This window comes from Shewanella sp. SG41-3 (assembly GCF_014164545.1).
Taxonomy (GTDB): Bacteria; Pseudomonadota; Gammaproteobacteria; order Enterobacterales; family Shewanellaceae; genus Shewanella; species Shewanella vesiculosa.
In genome coordinates, this window is record NZ_JACJFJ010000002.1 from 234,811 (window position 1) to 259,507 (window position 24,697).

The 24,697-nt window shown below is 41.5% G+C and carries 25 protein-coding genes and 1 pseudogene; 9 read left to right on the forward strand and 17 right to left on the reverse strand.

Annotated features, from left to right (window positions below):
- Positions 1–73: 73 nt before the first annotated feature.
- From nqrF to H5164_RS04355, 14 genes and pseudogenes are all read right to left on the reverse strand, one after another.
- On the reverse strand, positions 74–1,321 hold the full coding sequence (gene nqrF, locus H5164_RS04290; protein WP_124015674.1) for an NADH:ubiquinone reductase (Na(+)-transporting) subunit F: 1,248 nt from the start codon (positions 1,319–1,321) through the stop codon (positions 74–76).
- A 46-nt stretch (positions 1,322–1,367) separates the two neighbouring features.
- A complete protein-coding gene (gene nqrE / locus H5164_RS04295; RefSeq protein WP_101085796.1) occupies positions 1,368–1,976 on the reverse strand; it encodes an NADH:ubiquinone reductase (Na(+)-transporting) subunit E in 609 nt (202 codons plus the stop codon).
- A gap of 5 nt (positions 1,977–1,981) precedes the next feature.
- On the reverse strand, positions 1,982–2,614 hold the full coding sequence (locus H5164_RS04300) for an NADH:ubiquinone reductase (Na(+)-transporting) subunit D (protein WP_011636426.1): 633 nt from the start codon (positions 2,612–2,614) through the stop codon (positions 1,982–1,984).
- Complete coding sequence (locus H5164_RS04305) at positions 2,614–3,399, reverse strand: Na(+)-translocating NADH-quinone reductase subunit C (RefSeq protein ID WP_124015673.1); 786 nt, start codon at positions 3,397–3,399, stop codon at positions 2,614–2,616. The genes H5164_RS04300 and H5164_RS04305 overlap by 1 nt, the downstream gene beginning before the upstream one ends.
- Positions 3,392–4,591, reverse strand: coding sequence for an NADH:ubiquinone reductase (Na(+)-transporting) subunit B (locus tag H5164_RS04310; RefSeq protein ID WP_124015672.1), 1,200 nt, complete (start codon positions 4,589–4,591; stop codon positions 3,392–3,394). Before H5164_RS04310 ends, H5164_RS04305 begins: the two co-directional genes overlap by 8 nt.
- Positions 4,591–5,925 (reverse strand): Na(+)-translocating NADH-quinone reductase subunit A, encoded by a 1,335-nt coding sequence (locus H5164_RS04315; RefSeq protein WP_182754925.1) that lies wholly within the window; start codon positions 5,923–5,925, stop codon positions 4,591–4,593. Before H5164_RS04315 ends, H5164_RS04310 begins: the two co-directional genes overlap by 1 nt.
- A gap of 456 nt (positions 5,926–6,381) precedes the next feature.
- Positions 6,382–8,457, reverse strand: coding sequence for a TonB-dependent receptor (locus H5164_RS04320; protein ID WP_182754926.1), 2,076 nt, complete (start codon positions 8,455–8,457; stop codon positions 6,382–6,384).
- 196 nt (positions 8,458–8,653) lie between these two features.
- Positions 8,654–9,163 (reverse strand): S-ribosylhomocysteine lyase, encoded by a 510-nt coding sequence (gene luxS / locus H5164_RS04325; protein ID WP_124015669.1) that lies wholly within the window; start codon positions 9,161–9,163, stop codon positions 8,654–8,656.
- Between the two features lie 89 nt (positions 9,164–9,252).
- Positions 9,253–10,378 (reverse strand): annotated as a pseudogene (locus H5164_RS04330) (TRAP transporter substrate-binding protein).
- Between the two features lie 145 nt (positions 10,379–10,523).
- Positions 10,524–10,823 (reverse strand): BolA family transcriptional regulator, encoded by a 300-nt coding sequence (locus H5164_RS04335; RefSeq protein WP_124015667.1) that lies wholly within the window; start codon positions 10,821–10,823, stop codon positions 10,524–10,526.
- A 119-nt stretch (positions 10,824–10,942) separates the two neighbouring features.
- The gene (locus tag H5164_RS04340) at positions 10,943–12,364 is read right to left on the reverse strand and encodes a DASH family cryptochrome (RefSeq protein WP_182754928.1); all 1,422 of its coding nucleotides are present in this window, start codon (positions 12,362–12,364) and stop codon (positions 10,943–10,945) included.
- 296 nt (positions 12,365–12,660) lie between these two features.
- Positions 12,661–13,320 (reverse strand): alpha-ketoglutarate-dependent dioxygenase AlkB, encoded by a 660-nt coding sequence (locus H5164_RS04345; protein WP_124015665.1) that lies wholly within the window; start codon positions 13,318–13,320, stop codon positions 12,661–12,663.
- A gap of 29 nt (positions 13,321–13,349) precedes the next feature.
- Entirely contained in the window at positions 13,350–14,318 is a 969-nt protein-coding gene (locus H5164_RS04350) for a magnesium transporter CorA family protein (protein ID WP_182722060.1), read from the reverse strand.
- A 41-nt stretch (positions 14,319–14,359) separates the two neighbouring features.
- On the reverse strand, positions 14,360–14,686 hold the full coding sequence (locus H5164_RS04355; RefSeq protein ID WP_182754930.1) for a winged helix-turn-helix domain-containing protein: 327 nt from the start codon (positions 14,684–14,686) through the stop codon (positions 14,360–14,362).
- A gap of 228 nt (positions 14,687–14,914) precedes the next feature.
- Between H5164_RS04355 and H5164_RS20010 the strand changes: the two genes are divergently transcribed.
- Genes H5164_RS20010 through H5164_RS04370 form a run of 3 tightly spaced genes read left to right on the forward strand, consistent with a single transcriptional unit; the run spans position 14,915 to position 17,856 of the window.
- Positions 14,915–15,658 (forward strand): PH domain-containing protein, encoded by a 744-nt coding sequence (locus tag H5164_RS20010; protein ID WP_259396737.1) that lies wholly within the window; start codon positions 14,915–14,917, stop codon positions 15,656–15,658.
- On the forward strand, positions 15,651–17,294 hold the full coding sequence (locus tag H5164_RS04365; RefSeq protein ID WP_182754932.1) for a PH domain-containing protein: 1,644 nt from the start codon (positions 15,651–15,653) through the stop codon (positions 17,292–17,294). Before H5164_RS20010 ends, H5164_RS04365 begins: the two co-directional genes overlap by 8 nt.
- 4 nt (positions 17,295–17,298) lie before the next feature.
- Positions 17,299–17,856 carry a DUF924 family protein gene (locus tag H5164_RS04370; RefSeq protein WP_182754934.1) on the forward strand — a complete coding sequence of 186 codons (558 nt, stop codon included), beginning with the start codon at positions 17,299–17,301 and terminating at the stop codon, positions 17,854–17,856.
- 52 nt (positions 17,857–17,908) lie between these two features.
- Here the strand turns inward: H5164_RS04370 and H5164_RS04375 are convergent, their stop codons facing one another.
- A complete protein-coding gene (locus H5164_RS04375; protein WP_124015659.1) occupies positions 17,909–18,340 on the reverse strand; it encodes a universal stress protein in 432 nt (143 codons plus the stop codon).
- Positions 18,341–18,642: 302 nt separating this feature from the next.
- Between H5164_RS04375 and H5164_RS04380 the strand changes: the two genes are divergently transcribed.
- Entirely contained in the window at positions 18,643–20,064 is a 1,422-nt protein-coding gene (locus tag H5164_RS04380; protein WP_182754936.1) for a coniferyl aldehyde dehydrogenase, read from the forward strand.
- Between the two features lie 137 nt (positions 20,065–20,201).
- Positions 20,202–20,789, forward strand: a complete 588-nt coding sequence (locus tag H5164_RS04385) for a TetR/AcrR family transcriptional regulator (protein ID WP_259396738.1) — start codon at positions 20,202–20,204, stop codon at positions 20,787–20,789.
- A 16-nt stretch (positions 20,790–20,805) separates the two neighbouring features.
- On the opposite strand, the gene H5164_RS04390 is transcribed toward H5164_RS04385, so the two are convergent.
- On the reverse strand, positions 20,806–21,123 hold the full coding sequence (locus H5164_RS04390) for a DUF1289 domain-containing protein (protein ID WP_124015702.1): 318 nt from the start codon (positions 21,121–21,123) through the stop codon (positions 20,806–20,808).
- 175 nt (positions 21,124–21,298) lie between these two features.
- Between H5164_RS04390 and H5164_RS04395 the strand changes: the two genes are divergently transcribed.
- The 3 genes from H5164_RS04395 (at position 21,299) to H5164_RS04405 (ending at position 23,437) form a co-directional block, all read left to right on the forward strand.
- Positions 21,299–21,880, forward strand: a complete 582-nt coding sequence (locus tag H5164_RS04395; protein WP_182754938.1) for a DUF4136 domain-containing protein — start codon at positions 21,299–21,301, stop codon at positions 21,878–21,880.
- Positions 21,881–21,997: 117 nt separating this feature from the next.
- Positions 21,998–22,642, forward strand: a complete 645-nt coding sequence (locus H5164_RS04400) for a DUF2913 family protein (protein ID WP_182697835.1) — start codon at positions 21,998–22,000, stop codon at positions 22,640–22,642.
- 51 nt (positions 22,643–22,693) lie between these two features.
- Positions 22,694–23,437, forward strand: coding sequence for an ABC transporter substrate-binding protein (locus H5164_RS04405; RefSeq protein ID WP_182722066.1), 744 nt, complete (start codon positions 22,694–22,696; stop codon positions 23,435–23,437).
- A gap of 40 nt (positions 23,438–23,477) precedes the next feature.
- Here the strand turns inward: H5164_RS04405 and H5164_RS04410 are convergent, their stop codons facing one another.
- Positions 23,478–24,050 carry a DsrE family protein gene (locus H5164_RS04410; RefSeq protein ID WP_182754940.1) on the reverse strand — a complete coding sequence of 191 codons (573 nt, stop codon included), beginning with the start codon at positions 24,048–24,050 and terminating at the stop codon, positions 23,478–23,480.
- Between the two features lie 114 nt (positions 24,051–24,164).
- On the opposite strand from H5164_RS04410, the gene H5164_RS04415 reads away from it, so the two are divergent.
- Entirely contained in the window at positions 24,165–24,656 is a 492-nt protein-coding gene (locus H5164_RS04415) for a GNAT family N-acetyltransferase (RefSeq protein WP_182741452.1), read from the forward strand.
- The last annotated feature ends 41 nt before the right edge of the window (positions 24,657–24,697 follow it).

The window sequence follows — 24,697 nt, forward strand, 5'->3', positions numbered from 1 at the left end:
GACCTGTGTTTAACCACCCTGTCTGCACTGCTGCAATCTCATGACTTACATGTCGATGTTATGGGTTAACTCATTAACCACCGAAATCATCTAATAAGATATTTTCGTCTTCGACACCTAAATCTTTTAGCATACCAATAACAGCTGCGTTCATCATTGGAGGTCCACACATGTAGAACTCACAATCTTCTGGCGCATCATGGTCACGTAAATAGTTTTCATACAATACGTTATGGATAAATCCAGTATAACCAGTCCAGTTATCTTCTGCTTGCGGATCTGATAACGCGACATGCCATTTGAAGTTCTCATTTTCAGCCGCTAAGCCATCAAAGTCTTCTACATAGAACATTTCACGTTGAGAACGCGCACCGTACCAGAAACTGATCTTACGCTTAGATTTAAGACGCTTTAATTGGTCAAAAATATGTGAGCGCATCGGGGCCATACCTGCACCGCCACCAATAAATACCATTTCTGCATCGGTATCTTTAGCGAAGAACTCACCAAATGGACCAGAAATAGTCACTTTATCACCGGCTTTTAAGCTCCAAATATATGAAGACATTTTACCGCAAGGCAAGGTTAAATTACGTGGTGGTGGCGTAGCAATACGCACGTTCAACATAATAATCCCAAACTCTTCTGGATAGTTAGCCATAGAGTAAGCACGAATAGTTTCTTCGTCTACTTTAGACTCTAACTTGAAGAAACCAAAGTGTTCCCAGTCACCACGATACTTATCAGGCACTTCAAACTCAGCATACTTAATATGATGAGCAGGCGCTTCAATCTGAATGTAACCACCGGCGCGGAAAGGCACAGACTCGCCATCAGGAATTTGCAGCTTAAGTTCTTTAATGAACGTCGCTTTGTTATCGTTAGAGATAACAGCACATTCCCATTTCTTGATGCCGAAGATTTCTTCATCAAGTTCAATTTCCATATCAGATTTAACGTTTACCTGACAAGATAAACGACAACCTTGACGAGCTTCGCCCTTGCTAATGTGATCAAGTTCGGTTGGCAGAATATCACCACCACCAGACTTAATATTCACACGACACTGACCACATGAGCCACCGCCACCACAAGCACTTGATACGAAGATGCCGTTGTCTGCTAAAACGCCAAGTAACTTGCCGCCAGCACCTGTTTTAATTGCTTTATCTGCGTCGCCGTTAATACCAATAATGATATCACCGCTTGCCACTAGTTTTGATTTAGCGAATAAAATCACTAACACCAAAACCAAGACAATCACAGTAAACATACTCACACCTAGATAGACTTCTAGTGGAGTAGATTCAAGAATACCCATTCACTTATCCTTAAAGGTTCAAATTAATGCGTCGTCTCAGTGACTCTTACAGAGAAACACCTGAGAATGACATGAAACCTAGAGCCATAAGACCTGCAGAAACGAAGGTAATCCCTAAGCCTCGTAAGCCATTTGGCACGTCAGAATATTTCATCTTTTCACGGATACCGGCTAGCAATACGATTGCTAACGCCCAACCAATACCAGAGCCAATACCAAATACTACGCTCTCGCCAAGGTTATAATCACGCTCTACCATGAAAGATACTGCACCGAAAATTGCACAGTTCACGGTAATCAAAGGTAAGAAAATACCCAACGCGTTGTACAAAGGTGGAAAATACTTGTCTAAAGCCATTTCCAAAATTTGCACAAGTGCTGCAATCACACCGATAAAGGTGATGAACTTCAAGAAGCTCAAATCAGCATCAGGGAAACCAGCCCAAGCTAGAGCACCTGGAGCTAACAGACCTTGATAAATAATTTGGTTAGCAGGAACCGAAATAGCCAGTACCACGATAACTGCAACACCTAGGCCCATCGCAGTAGTGATTTTCTTTGATACTGCTAAGAAAGTACACATACCTAAGAAGAACGCTAGCGCCATGTTTTCAATGAAAACGGAGCGAATTAATAAACTAATATAATGTTCCATTGCGTTTACCCTTTTGCTTCAACTTGCTCTGGCTTATACGTACGGATCAACCAGATCAGACCACCGATCAAGAAGAATGCACTCGGTGGTAGCAGTAATAAACCGTTAGGTTGATACCAACCACCGTCAGAGATTTTACTGAGGATTTCTACGCCGAATAATGAACCATTACCAAATAGTTCACGCACTACGCCGACAGACAATAGAATTGCACCGTAACCTAAACCGTTACCGATACCATCCATAAAGCTCATCATAGGCGGGGTTTTCATTGCGTAAGCTTCAGCACGACCCATTACGATACAGTTCGTAATAATTAAGCCAACGAACACCGATAACTGCTTAGAAATAGCGTAGGCATAAGCTTGTAATACTTGGTCAACCACAATCACTAACGAAGCAATAATGGTCATCTGTACAATAATACGCACACTGCTTGGAATATGATTACGGATAAGTGAGATAAACAGGTTAGAAAACGCTGTTACCGCAGTTAATGCAATCGTCATTACCAATGCTGTTTCTAACTTACTGGTCACAGCAAGTGCGCTACACACACCCAGAATTTGCAATGCAATTGGGTTGTTATTGATAATAGGTCCGGTTAGAACCTGTTTAAGTTCTTTAGCGTCAGCCATTAGCTTAACCCTCCGTTGTGTGCTTTAGCGATAAAGTTTGCAAAACCTTCTTTACCTAACCAAAACTGCAATGAGTGTTGTACACCGTTACTGGTAAGTGTTGCACCGGAAAGTGCATCAACACCATGAACAGAACTCGCCACTACAGGGTTTTTAGTTACACTAATCGCCAGATTGCCTTGCGCATCAAATAACTGCTTACCTTTCCACAATGCTTTCCATTTTGGATTTTCAACTTCGCCACCTAAACCAGGCGTTTCGCCTTGATCATAGTAAACAAGTCCTTGAACTGTATTTAAGTCAGCTTCAAGTGCCAAAAGTGCATACATGGTTGACCACAAACCATAACCGTGAATAGGAAGAATGACGCTAGTCAGTTTACCTTCATCATTATGAACAAGGTAAACCACTGCGGTATCTGCAACACGTTTAATCGAGGCAATATCGTTTTCTGGCACAGACGAAGTGTCAGTATCACGAGACGCTTTACGTTGATCGTAAAGGTTAGCATTACCTTCAACAAACTCACCGGTTTTAAGATCAACTAAGCGAGCTTCAACATATTGTTCGTACTTGCTTAGGATTTCTTTCTTGGTGACTTTACCTTCTTTGGTATTTATCAGGCTCGCCGCTTCAAGAATATACTTTTGCTTATCGAGTAACTTATTTTCTTGCTGAATAGGCTTTAACACCACGGCAGCGGTCGAAACCAGTACTGAACAGATAAGACATAAGCCGACAACAACAAATAGCGTTCTTCCGAACGAATCTTTATTACTAGCCACGAGCAATCCTCCGCTTGATATTTGACTGTACGACAAAGTGGTCAAATAAAGGAGCAAATAGGTTAGCAAACAAAATAGCTAACATAATACCTTCAGGGAATGCAGGGTTAACCACACGGATAAACACTACCATTGCACCAATAAGGAAACCGTATGCCCACTTAGCGGTATTAGTAAACGACGCAGAAACAGGGTCTGTCGCCATAAACATCATACCAAATGCAAATCCACCTAACACTAAGTGCCAATACCAAGGCATCGCAAACATTGGGTTGGTGTCACTGCCAATCATGTTAAGTAAAGTCGCAATAGCAACCATACCTAAGAAAACACCACTGACAATTCGCCAAGAGGCAATGCGGGCATAAATGATAACTAGACCACCGAGCAAAATAGCAAAGGTAGAGACTTCACCGACAGAACCAGGAATGAAGCCCATAAATGAGTCAATCCAGTTAGCCGTTGAGGCATAGTCAAACGTACCTTGTGCTGCTTGGCTTAATGCTGTTGCACCTGAATAACCATCAGCAACAACCCAAGTAGTATCACCAGACATGCTTAATGGATAGGCAAAGTACAAGAAAGCTCGACCAGCCAATGCAGGGTTTAAGAAGTTACGCCCTGTACCGCCAAAGATTTCTTTCGCTACAACCACACCGAAGGTAATACCTAGTGCAACCATCCACAATGGAATAGTAGCCGGTAAAGTCAGAGCAAATAGTACCGAGGTAACAAAGAAACCTTCGTTAACTTCATGACCACGCACTGATGCAAATAGCACTTCCCAAAAACCACCGACGATGAAAGTCACGGCGTAGATAGGTAGGAAGAAGCACGCACCGTAGAACATCAAGGACGTAATGCCAGAGTCTGCAGTAAGTTGAGCGCCAAATAATTCAAATAAGCCAACTTGCCAAACATCTGGCGTGCCGAAACCTGCTGCCATCGCGACTTGAGCTTGTAAGCCTACGTTATACATACCAAAAAACATTGCTGGGAATGTACATGCCCAAACCGTAATCATGATACGTTTTAGGTCAACATTATCGCGAACGTGGGTTGCCCCTTTGTTCACTTTACCCGGAGTATAAAATACTGTGGCAGCCGCTTCATAAAGGGCATACCACTTTTCGTACTTGCCGCCTTTTTCAAATTGCGGCTCAATACGTTCGATAAAATCTTTCAAACTCATTAGCCTTCCCTCTCGATCGTATCTAAACAATCACGCAAATATGAACCGTAGTCATACTTACCTGGACATACGAACGTACACAATGCCAAATCTTCTTCATCTAACTCTAATGCGCCTAAACGGGCTGCGCCGTCAAAATCGCCAGAGAGTAAATCACGAAGTAGCATAGTAGGTAGAATGTCTAGAGGCATCACGCGTTCATAGTTACCAATAGGTACCATTGCACGGTCTGAACCGCAGGTGCTAGTGGTCATATTAAATAGACGCGATGGGCTTAAGTGGCCTAAGAATGCACGAGTGATAGAGAATTTATCTGCGCCAGGCATAGCCCAACCGAACAATTCTTTTTCTATCCCTTCTTCCAGTACGCTCACCTGCTGATGATAACGCCCCAGATAAGCTTGAGGTCCAACCGCTGTGCGACCGCTTAACACTGAGCCCGAAATCACACGAACACCATCACCAACTGTTTCATCAGCAGTCAGTTCAGTCATGCTTGCACCCAAAACGGTACGAACTAGACGAGGGTTTTTCGCTTTAGGACCACCAATTGCAACCACACGTTCAGTGTTTAATACACCTTTGGTGAACAGTTGACCAAAAGCAATCACATCCTGATAGCCAATATGCCACACAGTACGAGTTGCAGAAGCTGGAAGAACGTTGTGAATATGCGTACCCACAAGGCCTGCTGGATGTTTACCCGCAAACTCTTGGACTTGCGCATTGGCTGCTGGGATATCGGCACCTTGTGCTTTACATAGGTAAACTTTACCTTCAGTCAATCGTGCTAGAACCTTAAGGCCGTTAGCAAAATCTTCTTTATGTTGAGCTATGACTACCACAGGATCGGCAGCAAGAGGTTGGGTATCAATTGCAGTAACAAAAATACCTGCAGCAGTAGCATCTACAGCCGGCACTTTACTGAAAGGGCGTGTACGTAAAGCAGTCCACAAACCTGAGTCAATCAGATTATCACGAACAACTTGTACGTCTAACGTGTCTAACTTATCAGCATCGTATTGAGCAAAAGTAACGCTATCGTCACCTTCCACAGCAATAACAACTGACTGAAGTACACGTCTTGCACCTCGGTTGATTTCTAAAATAGTACCACTGGCTAAAGCCGTATATTTAACGCCTAAGTTCTTTTTATCTTCAAAAAGAACTTGGCCTTTTTGTACTTTATCGCCCACTTTGATTTTCATCGTTGGACGTAAGCCAATATACTCTTCACCCAAAGTCGCTACGTGTCTAATGGCTGGGCCATTATGGATAACTTGCTCTGGTCCGCCTGCTATAGGCAGTTCCAATCCTTTCTTAATTGTAATCATATCCACAAGCACTACGTTTGAAGGAAAGACAATGCGCCACGTTCCGCTGCAAAAACAAAGCATTAACAAATGCCTCACGTTTGAGCTAGCGCAGATTTAACTCGAAAATGCGATCGTAATCACGCTGGTCGCGCGCATTTTACCGCAAATATGAGACTATCGCCACGAAAATTATAGGTGTTTTCATACCAATACATTACTTTGTTAAATGATTTTTAGATCAGACTGAACGAATAAGAACCTGCAAGGTTATGCCGTATACGAAAATCTGATAAAAAAACTATCGCATTAATTTTAAAGAAATAAATTTCAGCTGTTCAACCACGAGAACAATTGTGACATAAATAATACTCCCCAAATGAGTCATCACTTGAGGAGTATTGGTATTTTGACATCAAAGTCACATCAGTTGTGATCGACTATGTCTACAACTTACCTTAGCCTATAAACGATTCTCTAGAAATGGCCTTGATAACCAAAGTAAGTCGTCATTTCAGACTGTCCTTGGGATCCCATTACAGTGCGATTTGCCACTAACTCTTCGTCTAACAAATTCTCTACACGAACATACAGCTCGTGCTGCTCAGTCAAACGGTAAGTTGCGGCGATATCAACTTTCCATTGACTATCGATAGCACGCTCATTTGTGAAGCCACCTTGATAACCTAATTCAGATTGATACAAGGCTTGAGCCATAATAGAAAAGTCGCCATAAACAATACCTGAGCTTAAGGTCAGTTGTTGTTCAGGTACCCAAGGTAATTGACTATTAGCAGCAAAACATCCCATCAACTCATTGCAATTAGCATTATCTGTTTCAGCTTGGGTATATTGATATTTGGCTTTAAGAGGAATTGAAAAACTATCAAAACTAAAGCCATAGGCTATGCTCATGTCTGCGCCGACAACTGAGACATCTTTAATATTCTCTTGTAATGATATTTGCTCATAATCACATATCATGCCCGGCAAACAGCTCACATGCTGGCTATCGTAATCATGGATATAAGCCGTCATGGCAATCGATAAAGCATCTTGTTGATAGCTTAACGCTAATTGATATTGCAGTGCTTCTTGCGCCGTTTGCTCAATATTGCCAGCTGATGCGGCGGTCCAAGCTTGTTTGGCTTGTAACGCGGCTAACCACGGCCCACTCTGATAAGCCACTTCAATAGATGGCGACCAGCCATCATCAGAAAAATCAGCAGCGTTAAGACTCGTATTTACATCACCAAGCTCGCGAGAAACACTGACATGCTCATAACCTAAACCAAGGTTAACAGACCACTGACCATAATTTAATTTGGTATCTACCGCAGATGAAAAAGCTGAAGCATCGTCAGTATAAGTCAGAGCATATTCATTATCTGTGGTGGGTAAAAGTACTAAATCATTGCCCCATAACCAATCTCGTTGACCTAAACGCATTTCAGCTTTGTCGGTGTGATAACGTGCACTATAAGTCACTTGATGTTGACCATACATAGTGACACCTTTGGTTTGCACACCAAAGCCAGCAAAGTCGTTGTTTTGCGTTAACGCGCCTAAGTTCATGCCATCGACAGTGGGTGATGTTTCAAACGTCGCAATGTCAGTTAGTGAGTCATTATCAATCTGCACACCATCAACAAAACGCATTTCTTGAGTTTGTTGCGAATAGGTTTGATAGTAAAAATCAGTATCCATGGTTGACGTCGCTGACAATATCACCTTATGAGCGAGTACATAACGTTGACGTTCGCCATCAGTGTTATCTGTGCTGGATGCGGAATATAAGGCTGTCGGGTTTAAGGCGAAATCTGCAGAGGTTAGCCCTAAATTTCCGCGATCACTGTCTTGCGATGAATACTGGTAACTGAATTCGGTAGTCTGTTGGTTGCGCGCACCAGGTAAACTTTTGGCTGCTATTTTAAATAAAATATCTTTTTGGGTGGTATCGGCCTCTTGCGAAATACGATAACCGACATCGTCTGACGCTGATTGATAATCAACCGCCAGTAACATACCAGATTCTTTTGAAGTGCCACTCACTATGACACCACCATTGATGGCGCTATTATCACTGCCTTCAAGGTTAACATCAGTTGCAGCTTTTTTAGGGCTAATTTGTACAGACTGATAATCCAATTTACCAAAAGCGGCTTCAGAGCTTTCGGTGACACTGGTCATCCCCGTAAAGGATACTTGTTGTTGATGCAACAAATTAGGTTGCAATACTAGATGTTGTCCTGAATACGGCGCCGGAGAAAAGAAGATTCCATCTTGTAAAATAGCAACACCGTCTGTGGCCCCCGCATGGGTGAACATCACATTTTGATGTGGTGTAGCAGGTAATACTGTTGCGCCCGCCAAACCGAGCACAATATCACTCTGACGATAATGATATTGGCTTATTGATGACTGCTGCAACTCAAGTTGATTATTAATCTTATCAATAGACTCTGTTACCGTTTCGGCAACAGCATTGGTTGAATAGCAAACATAAAGCACTGCGGTGGCTATCACTGACAGGCTAAATGGGTGGTTAGACATATTAATCTCCGTATATGTGTCTGTTCACGCAAAAATCGCTTAATTTGACAAGTTACTAACTAAAACATAGGCATCACAATAACGGTTTTTTTCACATAAAAATAGCGTACTTTTAACGTTTACTCGACATTGAGATGTGCTATTTTCAAAAAAAGCGGCTAAAGCCGCTTTATGATTACCGAGTTAATCAATTGAATTATAATTTACCTAAAATTTCATCACTCAGTTTGAGATCATCATTTTGGTTAACGCTTACGCCAGCAGCAATAATCATCCGCGCAATATCTTGAGCTTGTTCTAATGAGTGCATCTCGTATGTGCCACATTGATACTCATTTAATTCAGGGATATCTTTTTGATCAATCACATTTGTGACGTCAATCATGGCTGCTAACCAAGCATCAGCAACGTTACTTTCTGTCGGTTGACCAATTAAGCTCATGTAAAAACCTGTGCGACATCCCATAGGTGAAATGTCAATAATCTCAATACCATCACCATTCAAATGATCACGCATAAAGCCAGCGAATAAATGCTCAAGCGTATGAATACCACGCTCGCTGAGGATATCTTTATTGGGTGCACAAAAACGCAAATCGAATACAGTAATAGCATCGCCACTTGGCGTGCTCATATGCTTAGCAACACGAACCGCTGGCGCATTCATACGTGTATGGTCTACGGTAAAACTGTCTAATAAAGGCATTGCTTTCTCCAAAATAAATTTAAAAATCTTACAATATAAAGCCTAATAACCAGATACTATCACTATTCCAGCATTGTCACAGTCAGAGTTTACTGCGGATGTTGTTCATCAATTTCAAACTGACTTAACGCATCTTCGGTATAACTAAAATAACGTTTCACAGACTTCTCATTAGCGATATATGACTCTAATACTTTATTAAATAGCGGATCTTTAGCCGCTTCATGATTAAGGACATCATCTCGGGCATTTTTTAATGCTCGCATAACACTATAGGGAAAAGCTTTCACTTGGACATTGTGTTCGTTAAGCAATACGTCCATGGCAGCAATATGGCCTTGAGTATAATCATCTAACATATCTTGGTTAATGGCACTTGCCGCAACTTTAACCATCATTTGTAAATCTTCAGGTAAGGCAGAGAAAGCCTGCTTGTTAATGAGAAATTCCATGGTCGATCCAGGCTCGTGCCAGCCTGGATAATAGTAGTACTTAGCCACCTGATACAAACCTAGCGATAAATCATTATAAGGTCCGACCCACTCAGCAGCATCAATAGCCCCGGTTTGGAGCGCGCTATATAATTCCCTGCCAGCTAGCGCATCAACAGGAACACCACCCAGTTTCTTAAGCACCTCGCCCCCAATGCCAGGTAGGCGCATTTTAAGGCCTTTAAAATCTTCAGGTGTTGCAATGACTTTATTAAACCAGCCGCCCATTTGCATGCCGGTATTTCCTCCTGCTAACGGTAACACGCCAAAAGGCTGATAAACTTCCTCCCACAATGCCATCCCACCACCGTAATGAAGCCATGCATTCATCTGTTGTGCGGTTAAACCAAAAGGAATTGATGAAAAAAAACTGCGCGGCGGGAGCTTTGCCTTTCCAATAATATGAAGCGCTATGTGCCATTTCAATAGTGCCGTTACTTACACCATCAAAAACCGATAATGCAGGCATCAACTCTCCGGCGCCATAAACCGTAATCACTAAACGTCCGTTTGACATTTGTTTGACTAACTGCGCAAATCGTTCTGGGGCCATGCCTAAACCGGGCAAGTTTTTCGGCCATGAGGTTGCCAAACGCCATTTAATAACTTGATGAGGGAGTAAATCAGTTTGAGAAACAGAGTTTACCTTTGCAGGCGCCTCTTGTTGACAGCCAAATAGTAATATAAGAACCATTAACCAGCAGATTGGTACCACCTTGCCCATGTCTATATCCTTTATCAATCAGGCTCTTCTACTCCATGACTGTAACATATTCATAACGAGTGACAAATACAACTGATTTACGACAAAAACAAAAAACCTCACGTCATCGGTGAGGTTTTTTATACACTAGACAAAGTGAAAAACATTAGCCTTTACAGTTAGGCGTTTTAGGTACTTCATCTAAAGCTTGCCATTCTGGCTGGCTGTAAGCATTGATAGATAAGGCATGTACACCGTTGGCTAATTCGTCTGCAAGTGCTTGGTTAACCAAACGGTGACGAGCAAGTAAACGCTGTTCGCTAAATTGATCGCTAACTACAACCACTTTAAAATGGGTTTCTGAATTAGGCGGCACATGATGACGGTTACTTTCATTAATCACCTCTAGATGCAATGGCGCAAAAGCGTGATTCAATTTATCGGTAATGATTTGTTCGACAGACATAGTGATACTCTTATTAATCCATATCGATGAAATCGCAGGGTACTGGTTTGCCGAATAAAGGTCAAACAAGCAGGGTAAAAGTTAACGTTTGAGCACAGCTTTCTCAAGTCGAACTGACATTAACTCCTTGGCCAATCGGTTATATCGACACTATCGATACAATATAACGCATGGCTCTCATCATGTTGCTGTAATGCCTCACGTCCCAACCATGCATTAATAAATAATCCTTGTGGATCGTATGTCTGCTGCTGTTTTTGCAGATTAAAACGTCTCGAACCGCGTGGGTCGGCGCCAACACCGGCTAGATACTGCCAATTGCCCCAATTCACAGCTGGATCATAATCAATTAATTGCTGTTGAAAATACGCCGCCCCATAACGCCAATCACATTGCAGTTCATTGACCAAGCAACTTGCTACAATTTGCCTGCCGCGGTTTGACATATAGCCAGTGTCATTTAACTGCTTCATCAATGCATTCACAAACGGATAAGGTGTCGTGGCGGTTTTCCAAGCTTGAATGCGTTGGGCGTAAAAACTGGTTAATGGTTTACGCCCATTAATGCCTGAAAATCTAAACACCAGCGTATTGAATTTATGCGCGTAAAAATGGAAATACTCACGCCAAAGCAGCTCATACAAAATACACTCGGTCGATTCGTTAGCACCTTGTTGCAACTCAAATTGCTTTAATGCTACCACGACTTGTCTTGCCGATAAGCAACCATTGGCTAACCAAGGCGAAAACTTTGTTGAGCATTCCCAGCCATCAAGTTCGTTGCGTACCGCTTTATAGTTATGGGCTAAATTTGACGAAAAGTAACTGTCTAATTGCAATTTTCCTTGTGCTTCACCACCGCAAAAGACATTGTTCATCGTTTGGGTTTGTGGCAACCAACTAGGATAAGCCAGCCAAGACTGAAGTTGTTTGTCTTGTGGCTTAAGTGCAACCATAGGCGGGAGCCAAGATACTGCATCAATGGCAGGGCTGATATTAACGTTGTCGACCTTTTTACGAAACTGGCTGAATGTCGCAGCCAGATCGGCTAATTCAAAAGGCAGTTGCTGCAGCTCAAACAGCGTTTGCGTAGTAATAGTCGAATATTCAACATTGGGGCATTGCTGCTGAATCACTTGCCAAGCCGTTTGCTCATCGGCACCACTATGGTTACTACGGTATACCCTTGAAATATTATGAGCTTGAATTATATAGGGTAACGATTTTTGCGCTGAGGCATAAACAATATGCACCTGTTGACCATATTGATTTAACGTTTCGTCTAAAGCCCGTAATGACTCCAGTAAAAACCGCAGTCGGTACTTACCAACATACTCAGCCTGATATTGAGCTTGGCGAAACCAGCTAGGGTCGATGCAGTACACCACCATCAACTGTTGTGCATGCTGGGCGATATCTGCAAAAATGGCATTATCTGCTACCCGCAGATCATCACCTAACCAATAAAGTGCATTGACAGTAGATTGTGACGTCGATTGTAGGTTCGAGTCTTCGAAAGTTTGCCCACCAGCATTATTCATCTATTCATTACCACAGTTTGTACCAATGCTAATGAGTACGTATACATAGCGGTTAACGGTTCAATAATGATCCATTTTAGCGATATTCTCAAACTAGCTCGACCTTCGGTCTCCGAGGTTCTAGATTCGCTTCGCTGCTAGTTCGCTACGCGGATACAGCACTTCAATATTGCTCGATATCGTTTGTCATCTCTGGGATAGAGACTGCTTAGCTGCTGAGATTTTATAGCACCTAGCCGTGCAGCATCCTAGCCTCTAGGCCTTTCGCTTTTAGCTATGGCCATTAACGATATCTGTTAACCATAGTAATTAGGGATAATTTGTCGAAAAGTAAAATTAATACGCGGTTCAACCACCTTAAGGCGTTTAGGTAAAGCATGTTGCCAGTGTTGCTGCATACTGGGATGCATAATGAGTAAATCGCCAGATCCAAGTGCAAAATTCACTTTTATTTTAGTGTTTTTGTGACGCACAACAAAGTCTCTACAGGCGCCTAAAGTAACAGAGGCGATAGCAGAACCGCTGACAATCTCAGGTTCATCATCACTGTGCCAGCCCATACAATCATGGCCATCAGCATAACGATTAACCAATACTGAATTAGTGTCTATTTGATGATCATTAAGTAATTTGGCACGTAATCGGCTCAGGACTCTGGGCCAAGGTAATGCGGTAATGTGTAATTTAGAATAATGATAATCGCATCCAGGATCACCAAACCACACTTGGGTTCGAGGAGTCAGATGCTGTTTACCGTATACCTCAATTGAAACCCGCTCTAATGGATATTGATTCACTTCATTGAGCAATAACTGCTGTTGCTTGGGCGATAGAAAACCTTTAATCCAAGTAACTGGGGGGCTAATTGGATTTTTAGCCGATGGCTCGACAACATAATCTTGGGTTAAGCCATCTTGGGGCCCACCGAAATCTAACCCATGTTGAAATCCTGCCACCTCAATTACCCTCTTATCACTCAGCCTAGTTAATACCAACGCTTAATCTTGGCGATCCATAAACCTGATACCGCAATCACAGCCATTAGGATCAATACTGCAAAATAGCCAAAGCGCCATTTTAATTCAGGCATATTATCAAAATTCATTCCGTAAATACCCGCCACTAAGGTTAACGGTAAAAAAACGGCGGTAACTAGGGTTAATGTCATCATGACCCGATTGGTTTTATGAGCACTCACCGAAATAAAGCCATTAATGAGGCTATCCACTAAGCCTTGATAAAGACTGGCACGACTGGATAATCGCTCAAACTGATTATATAAATAGCTTAGCTGTTGATAATCCATCTTAATATGTTGATGGCTGTCATCGCGAAGCAATTGTTGCAATATCTCTTCGAGATAACTGAATGAACGTTTTGCTTTTTGTAATTTACTGCTATAACCGATTAACTCTGCCAGTAAATCATCAGATGACACCTCAAAAATCTCATCTTCTATGTCACTTAAACGCTCTTCTAACGCTAACATCACAGCTAAGTAATCAACCACAATTTGGCGCATGAGATCAAAGCACACTTGACTCATATCAGCATTATCAAGCTGACCATGCTCACAGATCCGTTGGGTAACCTTACTGACACTGACTGACGGTTTAATATGTTGGGTCACTAAAAAGTGATCATTTACATGCAGTAGTAACTGGCTGCGTTCAAGCAGAAGATACTCTTCTCGGTCCATAAGCTCATGGGTGAGCAAGTATGAATGTGTCTCATATTCTTCAAACTGTGGAGGATGACGTTCACGTTGCGCGTCTTCAAAATCGAGATGATCGATACCAAAGTAAGGATATTGCTTAAAAAATGCTTGACTATGTTGACTGGTAATATCGACCCATATTAAGTGCTGTTGTGGGTCATATTCAGCCATAAGGGCCTCATCTCCTTGAGATAATAATAGACCTTGTGCATTGAATAACATTATCTTTATTGCCATGAATAGCCCTTTTAACAACTCATTATTGCAGTACAAATAGCCTAGCTTACCCTTTCAAGCTCAGCAATCGTCTCAATATGTTGTTTAATCTGCTCAAAATGACTATTAACCCAAGCACTGCTAATTGGTCCCCAGGTTGATATGCGATAATAACCATCATTATGACGTTGGCCTTGTTGCACAAAGTCCACTTCAATCCCAATATCGACAAATGCCGCTATTGCATCTTGCAATGTTCTTCTGGGCATCAGAGTCAGTTTTTGCAGACTTAATAAGTTGTGCTGTTCTTCATCAAGCAAATGCGCTAAATATAATTTCCGTAAAAATGCTTTTTGCGATTTATTGATCACGTAATTATTTGAAAACATCTTTTACACGCCCTATTGTCTCTATACCACTCAGTTGAAATTACTGTATCAATAGCCCGTCACGCAAGCACTATTACTGGAGTGGCTTTATTACTGCATAATTAATTACTGATTGTTAAGCCACGGCATTGATTTATCGATACCTAAGATGATTAACACTACCTAAGTTACGACAATCTAGTTATAGTTTTTAATAATAGAAATAGCAGACATGGATAGCGAACAAACATGGATACTCCGCCGCACGTGAAGAGCCCACTCGAGCAACCACCAATCAATGATCCTGCAATAATAAGCGATACCGCTATATTATCCGCAGAAAAATTGTCAGCAGAAAAAGAATCATCAACAAATATTTATGATCATGGCCGACGTTTATCTCAAGCCGATTACATTCAGCTGGCCGACTTACCACTGAGCAATATTGATGCTAACTATCCTAAATTATTGCTCATCATTAGTACGCTTATAGCAGTGGTTGCCTTATCGCTATTAAGTGTATTTCAATTAATCGCTCAACCACTGCCATTAATGATAGCCCTAGTAGGGCTAGTTTCAGTAACCTTGTTGGCCGGTATAGTGATTAAACTTATCCACCTCAAAGCCAGCAAAATTGCTTATGGATTGTTTAAACATGAAATGGTGCTGCGTGAAGGATTATTTTGGATATCGACAACAGCGCTGCCCTATACTCGGCTGCAACATGTTAATTTGTCTCAAGGACCTCTTGAGCGAAAATACAACTTGGTCACCTTAAAATGCTTTAGTGCTGGCAGTGGATTAGCTGAAATAGATTTACCAGGCCTCAATGCTGATTTAGCTGAACATTTACGCCAACACTTATTAAGCCAAGCGGCAGCGAGTCACCCGTCAGGCATCGCCGAAGATGATATGGTTGAAACAAGGGCTCCTAACCAAGAAACTGATACTTTATCTATTTATCCTGCGCAACAGGATAACCATAATGGATAAGCCATCAACAGCAGATAACCATCAGCCGCATGGAACGGAAGACGTTGTCACTGTTCAACCAGTTGATGCAGCCAGCAGCGATATTAATCATACGCTAACCGATAACATCAATATCGCAAGTGATTTACAGCAATGGCAAGCACTGTCAGCGTGGTCTATCGTCAGTAATATTTTCAGTACCTTAAAAAGCATCTTTAGCAATGGCTTTGCTATTGTGCCCATTGTTTACACTGGATGGAAACAAGGTTTTGACATGCAATGGGGCATATTGGCGTCTGGCATACTATTATTGCTGGTGACATTATTGGCGATAATAGAATGGCGTAAATTTCGCTTTCGTCTTAATAACCATCAACTTGAAGTAAAACGCGGCTTATTGTTTACTAAAAAAGATGAAATACCCCTTAGCCGTATTCAAAATATTCGTTATGAACAACCCTTTTATTTTAAGCCACTGTCACTTGGAACCTTAGTGATTGAAACTGCAGGATCTAAGAATGATGAGGCTCACTTAGCGGCTTTAGATACCCAACAAGCGCAAACCCTAAAACGTTTGCTGCTAAATTTACCCCACGCAAAAACAGCATCAACAAGTGAACATTCACAGGTTAACAAACAAGATAGCGCAGATACCTCCCAGACTGTAGTGCGTAAAAGTTTATGGGATTTAGTGTTATTTGGCTTTTATCAAAACAACTTTATTTGGTTTGCAGTCATTGCCGGCCCCATAGCAGGCCAAGTCAATTGGGATAACATATTCGACTCACCAGTGGCGCAGCAATTTTGGCTATGGGCCCAACAACAAACCCATCAAAATATTGGCCTACAAACCATCATGGTCATAGTGGTGTTGTTTGGGGTTTACAGCTTGTTTTCGTTAATTTCAATTATCGCGGCAATCTTAAAATATCATCCATATCAGCTCGACAAACATGATGATACTTTGCAGCGCAGTGGCGGTGTGATTTCACATCAACAAGATGCCTTGGCTATAAGGCGTATTCAATTAGTGCATGTTCAACAACCTATCATTGCACGTTTATTTAACCGCTGGACCTTATACTTCAAACAAGTCAAAGGCCATGAGGTTGAACATAAGACCAAGCAACACATGTTAGTTCCAAGCGTTAAGTCAGCTGAAATAGAATCTCTTTTGGCAAAAATACCTCACCTCAGCGGTGGAGCAAGCGCACTGCCCAACAGTTACTCGCCTATTCATGTTAATTGGCTAACCAGAAGAATCGCGCTGCCACTGATCCTAGCCAGTGTAATCAGTATCATGGGGTATTATGGCCATCAAAGCCTTGGTTTTTTTGAAGTGATTTGGTTTGCCGCCATCATGGTAATAGTCGCACTGTTTATCCGCTATAGACAGTGGGGTTATGTCGTAGCAGATCAGGTGATTTGGCAGCACAGTGGCTTTTTAGATCAGCAATGGAAACGAGTCACATTTGAAAAAGTTCAACACGTTTCGATTACTCAAACTCAAAGCCAAAAACAGGCTAAACTAGCATATGTTGAAGTTGGATTAGCCAGTGGCAGTGTGGTATTCCCATATATACCCATACAAGTGGCTGAACTGATTATTACACGATCACTTAATGCAACGAGTCACGATAACCGCAATTGGATTTAGCAAAATGAATCAAATAATAACAAGTGTTACCCCAGACCATGTAATTGATTTTTGGTTTGTGCAACTATCCTCTAAGCAATGGTGGATAAAGGATTTAGCGCTTGATTTGCAGATAAAACAAGCTTTTAGCACCACGCTAGATGCAGCCATAAAAGGTGAATTACAACATTGGCGTACTAATGCTCAAGGCCGATTAGCTGAAATTATCGTACTAGACCAATTTTCACGAAATATTCATCGCGATACCCCAGCGGCATTTGCCGCTGACAATATCGCGTTAGTACTTGCACAAGAAGCTGTAACATTAGGTTGTTTAGCTCAGTTACCAACACAACAAGCGGGCTTTTTAATCATGCCCTACATGCATAGTGAATCAATGAAAATCCATCAACAAGGCTTGCCATTATTTGAGCAATATGCGCCCAATAATCTGCCCAGCCAACTGCAACATCAAGCTATTATCGCGCAATTTAATCGTTATCCACATCGAAATAAAATATTAGGGCGCGACTCTACAACTGCCGAAATCGAATTTTTAACTCAACCCGGCTCCAGCTTTTAAGCAGATTAAAAGCATCGTTTGGTAATACCCTAGCCAGCTTCAACAAGCCATGCTATTTAACCACTAACACAGGGCAATCAGCTTTATTGGCAATGGCTTCGGCTACATTATCATGTAAAAAATGAGCCAACCCGCTTCTGCCATGACTGGCAATTACTACCATACCAATATCACCTTTATTTGCTTCAGCTAAAATTTCGGTAATCGCATCGCCACGGCGGATAACCGTTTCAATTTTTAAATTAGTATTTAGCTGCCCAAGCAGTTCATGCATTCGACTCGCAGCCGCTTCTTCCATACTTTTAGCTAACTCTTCGGGAGTAATCGCAAGTACCATATAATTTTCATCACCAAAAGGCTGATCAACCACGTGCACAATACGAATCCCAACTTGGTATAAATTTGCCATTTCAATGGCATAACGTAATGCATGTGACGCCGTATCAGAAAAATCGGTAGGCCATAAAATATTACGAGTACGCATATTATCTTCCTCCATATCATTTGCTAAAACATTACATACCAGATAAACACACTCTGTGTCGTTTCACCAATATAAGTCTCATCAACGCTGAATAACACCCCACGTTTAAAGATATGTTCAGCATTGAAATTAAGTATAGTCAATATTAAAGAGTCACTTAGTGATCAAAGTCAAATCAAAACCGAAAACTTGCTTTAGATCAAAAAACAACCTAACATTAGACCGACTAATCAGTCGGTTCATTGAGTTGTTCAACATGACACTCAATAAACCAACATCGTTATTTTTGTTGGAGACAAAATATGAATATGGCCGTTGATAATATTGAAACACAACTACGACAATCACTAGCCGATCAACGCGCGCGTTTCCAGTCTAATCCAGCACCTGATTATCAATCACGAGTCGATAAATTAACTCGTCTAAAACAAGCATTACTCGATAACCAGCAAGCTATTATCGATGCCTTAATCAATGATTACGGTCATAGATCGCCAAATGACACTATCATTTCCGATATTATGCCTTGTGTAAATAACATCAATTACACCATCAAACAGCTTAAATCATGGATGAAACCCAGTCGACGCCATGCCGGTTTATTACTGTCGCCATCTAAAGTTTCGGTGCAATATCAGCCATTAGGCGTGATAGGCATCATAGTGCCATGGAACTTCCCGGTCATGTTATCAATGGGTCCGCTAATCACCGCCATTGCCGCCGGTAATGGCGCAATGCTCAAAATGTCTGAGTTTACTCCGGCAACGAATGCGGTATTAAGTCAGATGTTGGCAACAATATTTGACCCTACAGAAGTTGCAGTCGTTGAAGGTGAAGCCGATGTGGCCGCGGTGTTTTCAGGATTACCGTTTGACCATATTCTGTTTACCGGTTCTAGCGTTGTTGGCCGCCATGTTATGCGCGCCGCAGCGAATAACTTAACCCCAGTCACCTTAGAGCTAGGGGGCAAATCGCCAGCGATCATTGCTCCAGATATGCCAATAGACACAGCAGTAGAGCGACTTATTTTTGGTAAGTGCTTAAATGCGGGGCAAATATGTGTCGCCCCTGACTATGTCTTATGCCCAGCAGAAAAAGTTGAGGCATTTATTGCCGCTTACCAACGTCGATTTAATAAAATGTACCCTAACTTCGACACCAACCCAGACTACGGCAATATCATTAATGATCGTCAGTACCATCGCCTAATCAAAGTGTTAGACGATGCAAAAGCCAAAGGTGCAAGCATCACTTCCGCTATTACAGGCCCAATATCAACAACACAGCGGAAAATAGCCACTCAACTAGTGACTAATACCACTGATGATATGCTGATAATGCAAGACGAGATCTTTGGACCTTTATTACCGATTATTAGCTACCAGTCGATTGATGAAGCGATGGCTTACATCAATAAAAACGATCGTCCATTAGCCTTATATGTGATGAGTTTTGAGCCACAAACTCAACAAAAAATATTAGCTCATACTCATTCTGGTGGTGTATGCATTAACGATACGGTATTTCATGTTGCCGCCGATGATGCGCCCTTTGGTGGCATTGGTCCATCAGGTATGGGGCACTACCACGGCAAAGAAGGTTTTTTAACCTTTAGCCACGCTAAAACCATTCTACACAGCGGTAAAATAAATAGTGGTATCTTGGTTCACCCGCCTTATGGCGGTATTATCCAACGGTTATTAATGAAGTTTTTCTTGCGTTAACACCGGTTTATCGCCACTGCAATTATTGTGTGACAAGCAATAATTGCTCAGCGTAATGAAGAGTCAAACTGATTTAACAGATAATCATCAACTCTCTCCTTATAAACAGACTTTAGATCAACAGGTATCTTGATTCGATGAGCCGTAAAGCAGTGATGACCACAGATAAGAAACAAGCCATTTTTGATTCAGCTTTACAGCTGTTTGTAAAGAAAGGCTTTAATGCTACATCGACCGCCTCAATAGCCAAAGCGGCTGGCGTGGCAACGGGCACCTTGTTTCATCATTTTCCAACCAAAAAAGACATCATGAGCCAGCTGTTCTTATCCATTAAACAAGAATTTGCGACCAATATGATCAGCAATACTGATTTTATTGGGGATATTGAACAAGATGCTAATACTCTATGGCAAAAAGCCATCGATTGGGCGATTGCACAACCGTTAAAGCAACTATTTTTTTTGCAATATTCGATGTCAGCAGACATTGATGCTGACGTCAGAAAGCAAGCGATGAATAGCATTTTAGGATTTGTGGTCGAGCTGATTGAGCAAGGTAAACAACAGCAGATTATTGCAGACTTTCCCAATGCCTTATTACTCGAAAACTGCCATGGGCAGTACTTAGCGGCGATTCGATTCTTTACCGACAACCCCAATTTAGGTGACGATGATGCGCACAGGAACGCTAGTTTTAGATTATTTTGGCAAGCAATGAAAGCGTAGCGTACTGAACACTGTATTATTCATCTACACTAAAACCGCTTAAATCAATTTCTTCATTGTCTGCTGTTATCTGGGTATCAAAATCTAATTGAGGTGTATGCGCGGTTTGCAGGGTTTGAAGCTCAAGCTGTTTCGCTTTATGAATGGCATACTGGCGACGTCGTTTACGCTGTAAACACAAACGGATCACATCTTGCTTTTGTAACTCGCTAAACGTCATCCAGTTAAAACGTTCATCACGACTACGATGGCAGCCCATACAGTAGCCGCGACTGTCTGACTGACAAACGCCGATACAAGGGCTTGGCACCGCAAAAAAACTTAACTGTTCCATCATTAGAATGCTTAACCTCAGCGAATATTGTTAAATGCCAAATATACGATATAGTCATTAATAGTTTGCTTTGATAACGGCTCAGAACCGACTAACGTCGTTATCCAACACCTTGATATTAAGGTTATACTAATTGAGTTAATTTTGTACATTATTGCACGTTAAAGGAAGTCTTATGACAACACCACAGCGTTCAGGTAAGTTTTTTACTCAAAAAATAGCGCATTATCAATTCATTACCCTAATCTGTAGCCTGCTATTACTGACATCTTGCACGGTAAAACCCAAGCAAGATTATGATGTTAATTATGATTTTTCTGTACTCAAAACATTCAGTCAGCTCACCGTAAAACAAACCGATGATCCATTAACCGCTGATCGTATTAATGCCGAAATTAAACAAACCTTACTTAATCAAGGTTATGTCTTTACTAAAGACAATGCTGACTTTTTAGTGAGTTACGCATTTTTCACTGAAGACGAAGAGCAAGATTCTGGGTTATCTTTTGGTTTAGGCTCTGGAACGTGGGGCGCTAATGGTGGGTTAATCATGGGAACAAGTATGGGGATCCCTCTAGGCAGTGACACGGCTAAAATTCAAACGATTCAAATTGATATTATCGACCCTGCCAGTAAACGCTTAATTTGGCGTGGCACTAGTCAGTATCGCTATGATCAAGGTGGCGAATATAAAGTGAAAAGTATCCAGCAAACTATCATCGCTATTTTGGGGCAATTTCCACCCAAAAAAGAATAATAGCCTTAATTTTACTCTCGGTAATAATCGATGCACAGTGGCTGATCAAATATCTATTTAGCAATGAGTCACTTCACGGTAAACTAAGCGCCACATTACTTTATTGACCCAGTTGAAATGACGACAGAAACATACAACCAAGCTTTATTAACACTTGCGCTAGCTGGAATAGAAGCCATAAATACTTCGGCATCACAACACAAATCCGTCAGAACACCAGCACAAGAAAGCCATTTTTTATGTAACTGGATGGTTGAGTCGTTAAAAACAAAACGCTTTTCAAAGCTCATGGCAGACGACTTAACAACTTGGATCAGTCAAGCACGAAGTCAAGGTGCAGGAGCTCAACTGAAACGTTTGTTAACCTGTATTGCAGATCAATATCAACAAGCTAACAACAGTACTATTGCGACCGGTGCAGGACTTAAAGGCCTTTTAGCCGCCTTGACGGAACAAAAGTGGGTGGTGATCACCGATACCGATATAGATGTAAAATTAAAACTCGGCAGCGATGGTCAATCCAGCATAGTCATCTCAGCAAAACAATTTAATCAGCATATTGTTGACGATAAAATTGTTAAACCCATCTCAATGTACATTCGCGGCGACGAAAAACTGGTCGCTCGCTTAGCACTAGAACAAGGTTTATTACTCAGTCAAGCCAATAAAAAGACTTCTCTGATCAAACACCATAAAACTTACATGCTAATGCCAAGTAATTTACATCCAAGTTTATGTTTGCTGTGTCTTGACCTTTATTAACTATCAATAGTTGATATAGTCTTGATACAAAAATAAAAATAAGGAATCACCATGAAAAAACGTTTTATAGCACTGTCTTGCTTTGTGATGTTTTTTTGTGGTTCGACAGCTCAAGCCGCTACAGTTCTTAAGTACAACGTCAACGCCTCAAGCAGTTGGGTACCTTATTATATTGCTGACTCAGCAGAAGAGCCTGGAATACTAGGAGAACTGGTACCTTTACTGCTGGCAAAAGCCAATATTGACATTGAAAAACATAACTTCCCGCCAAAAAGAACCAATTATGCCCTCGATAACGGCTTATTAGATTTCGACTTTGTTAGCCCCGATTGGTTTCCTAATAAGGATTTAGGCACGCTTTTTGTACAATCTGATCCCATAATAGCTATCCAAGAAAATATTATTACTTTGGAGGAAAATGCTAAAAACTGGCAAAATATCAACAATATTAAAGGCAAAGAAATAGGCACGGTACGTGGTTATTTGTACCATGATGATGCGCAATATACTCGGGTCGATTTTGTTTCAGAACGCGATCTCATCAAAGCCCTGTATAAAGAAAGAATTGATGCGGCTATCTGCGGCGACTTACCCGCTTTATATTGGGCTAAAAAACTCAACAGTCCTATCAGCCTTGCGGCAATTCATACACAAGGCGAGTTAGTGATGCGTCTTCGTAAAGAACACCTAGCCTTGTTACCACAAATCAACGCCGCTATTGCAGAATTTAATCAAAATGGTACTACTCAAAGTATTATCGATAAATACACCAAGCAAGATGTATTTAATCGATAATGCGATAGCCTACTACTACTGCCAATATTCTACAGGCAAATTAAAACGGATTTACACTGTAGCCATCATGAGCCAACACGGCATGGGCAGTTAACGCCGATAATGCCATCTCAACGCCTGGCAATAAATCGTCAGGGGTAATGCCATAATATGCCGCGGTTTGACCACATACATAGAACTTTGCGCCATGCTTAACTAGCTGAGCAATTAAGTCTTTATTGACATTTTTTTGTCCCGCATTGAGCTGCTGGTAAACATTATCCTTGGTCATATCATTCACAGCTTTACCATGCACCACCATAGCAACAGAAATATCTTCAAGCTTAACCCCGGCTGCCACATGCATGTTGATAAAACGCGCTAAGGTATCAATACTACGATTTAATTCTGCAGGTTTTGCTGCTCTACTTAAATCAAAAGCGACTTTGAACTTCATTCCAGCAGGTATCACTAAGCTACTATTTACTTCAGCTATTTTGCCATAATCTTTAATTATCGGCCCTGATTTAAATGTCTCAGTCCCAGCGGAAGCGGTAAATGATAAAGAGGTCATTAAGGTAAATATCGCCGCTGCCAAAACACATTTACGGGCTGAATGTAAACTGACTGTCATTATATTGATATTCCTTATAGCTATTATTATGGTTACTCTAGCACTGATTTATACTTATGATTCATGCCATTTCTGAGTATAATTACGCCCTCAAAACTACCACGAAAGAATGATATGTCAATTCGTCCAATTACCGCTAATGATTGGCCCGCTATTATGGCGATCCAAGCGCAATGTTATGTTGAACTAACACCAGAATCGCTTGAGGTTATGCAAAGTAAATGGCAAACCTCCCCTGCTAGCTGTGTGGTATTTGAACAACAAGGTAATGTGCTAGCTTATGCTCTTGTTCACCCGTGGCAAAGAGGCGATGCCCCGTCACTGAACCGTGAATTAAAGGGGCCTATTGAGAGCAACAGCTGGTATTTACATGACATGGCTATCTCACCCAATGCACAAGGTATGGGTGTTGGTAAGCAGCTATTTACCTACCTAATTAATCAGGCTAAAACATTAATGGTCAATGGTATTGGATTAGTTGCAGTGCAAGGCGCACAAACATATTGGCAACAGCAAGGGTTTAAACCTGAGCCCACCTCAGCAAAGCTAGCACAATCATTAGAAAGCTATCCTACTGGGGCATGTTATTTATATTTACCCTTATGATAAAAGCTCGCGCCATGTTGCTATCGGTTTATAACCACTGT

Excerpts from the sequence above, each read along its gene's own strand:
- nqrF (WP_124015674.1), bottom strand. The coding sequence starts at position 1,321 with ATGGGTATTCTTGAATCTACTCCACTAGAAGTCTATCTAGGTGTGAGT.
- nqrE (WP_101085796.1), bottom strand. The coding sequence starts at position 1,976 with ATGGAACATTATATTAGTTTATTAATTCGCTCCGTTTTCATTGAAAAC.
- H5164_RS04300 (WP_011636426.1), bottom strand. The coding sequence starts at position 2,614 with ATGGCTGACGCTAAAGAACTTAAACAGGTTCTAACCGGACCTATTATC.
- H5164_RS04310 (WP_124015672.1), bottom strand. The coding sequence starts at position 4,591 with ATGAGTTTGAAAGATTTTATCGAACGTATTGAGCCGCAATTTGAAAAA.
- H5164_RS04315 (WP_182754925.1), bottom strand. The coding sequence starts at position 5,925 with ATGATTACAATTAAGAAAGGATTGGAACTGCCTATAGCAGGCGGACCA.
- H5164_RS04320 (WP_182754926.1), bottom strand. The coding sequence starts at position 8,457 with ATGTCTAACCACCCATTTAGCCTGTCAGTGATAGCCACCGCAGTGCTT.
- luxS (WP_124015669.1), bottom strand. The coding sequence starts at position 9,163 with ATGCCTTTATTAGACAGTTTTACCGTAGACCATACACGTATGAATGCG.
- H5164_RS04335 (WP_124015667.1), bottom strand. The coding sequence starts at position 10,823 with ATGTCTGTCGAACAAATCATTACCGATAAATTGAATCACGCTTTTGCG.
- H5164_RS04340 (WP_182754928.1), bottom strand. The coding sequence starts at position 12,364 with ATGAATAATGCTGGTGGGCAAACTTTCGAAGACTCGAACCTACAATCG.
- H5164_RS04350 (WP_182722060.1), bottom strand. The coding sequence starts at position 14,318 with ATGGCAATAAAGATAATGTTATTCAATGCACAAGGTCTATTATTATCT.
- H5164_RS04355 (WP_182754930.1), bottom strand. The coding sequence starts at position 14,686 with ATGTTTTCAAATAATTACGTGATCAATAAATCGCAAAAAGCATTTTTA.
- H5164_RS20010 (WP_259396737.1), top strand. The coding sequence starts at position 14,915 with ATGGATACTCCGCCGCACGTGAAGAGCCCACTCGAGCAACCACCAATC.
- H5164_RS04365 (WP_182754932.1), top strand. The coding sequence starts at position 15,651 with ATGGATAAGCCATCAACAGCAGATAACCATCAGCCGCATGGAACGGAA.
- H5164_RS04370 (WP_182754934.1), top strand. The coding sequence starts at position 17,299 with ATGAATCAAATAATAACAAGTGTTACCCCAGACCATGTAATTGATTTT.
- H5164_RS04375 (WP_124015659.1), bottom strand. The coding sequence starts at position 18,340 with ATGCGTACTCGTAATATTTTATGGCCTACCGATTTTTCTGATACGGCG.
- H5164_RS04380 (WP_182754936.1), top strand. The coding sequence starts at position 18,643 with ATGAATATGGCCGTTGATAATATTGAAACACAACTACGACAATCACTA.
- H5164_RS04385 (WP_259396738.1), top strand. The coding sequence starts at position 20,202 with ATGAGCCGTAAAGCAGTGATGACCACAGATAAGAAACAAGCCATTTTT.
- H5164_RS04390 (WP_124015702.1), bottom strand. The coding sequence starts at position 21,123 with ATGGAACAGTTAAGTTTTTTTGCGGTGCCAAGCCCTTGTATCGGCGTT.
- H5164_RS04395 (WP_182754938.1), top strand. The coding sequence starts at position 21,299 with ATGACAACACCACAGCGTTCAGGTAAGTTTTTTACTCAAAAAATAGCG.
- H5164_RS04400 (WP_182697835.1), top strand. The coding sequence starts at position 21,998 with ATGACGACAGAAACATACAACCAAGCTTTATTAACACTTGCGCTAGCT.
- H5164_RS04405 (WP_182722066.1), top strand. The coding sequence starts at position 22,694 with ATGAAAAAACGTTTTATAGCACTGTCTTGCTTTGTGATGTTTTTTTGT.
- H5164_RS04410 (WP_182754940.1), bottom strand. The coding sequence starts at position 24,050 with ATGACAGTCAGTTTACATTCAGCCCGTAAATGTGTTTTGGCAGCGGCG.
- H5164_RS04415 (WP_182741452.1), top strand. The coding sequence starts at position 24,165 with ATGTCAATTCGTCCAATTACCGCTAATGATTGGCCCGCTATTATGGCG.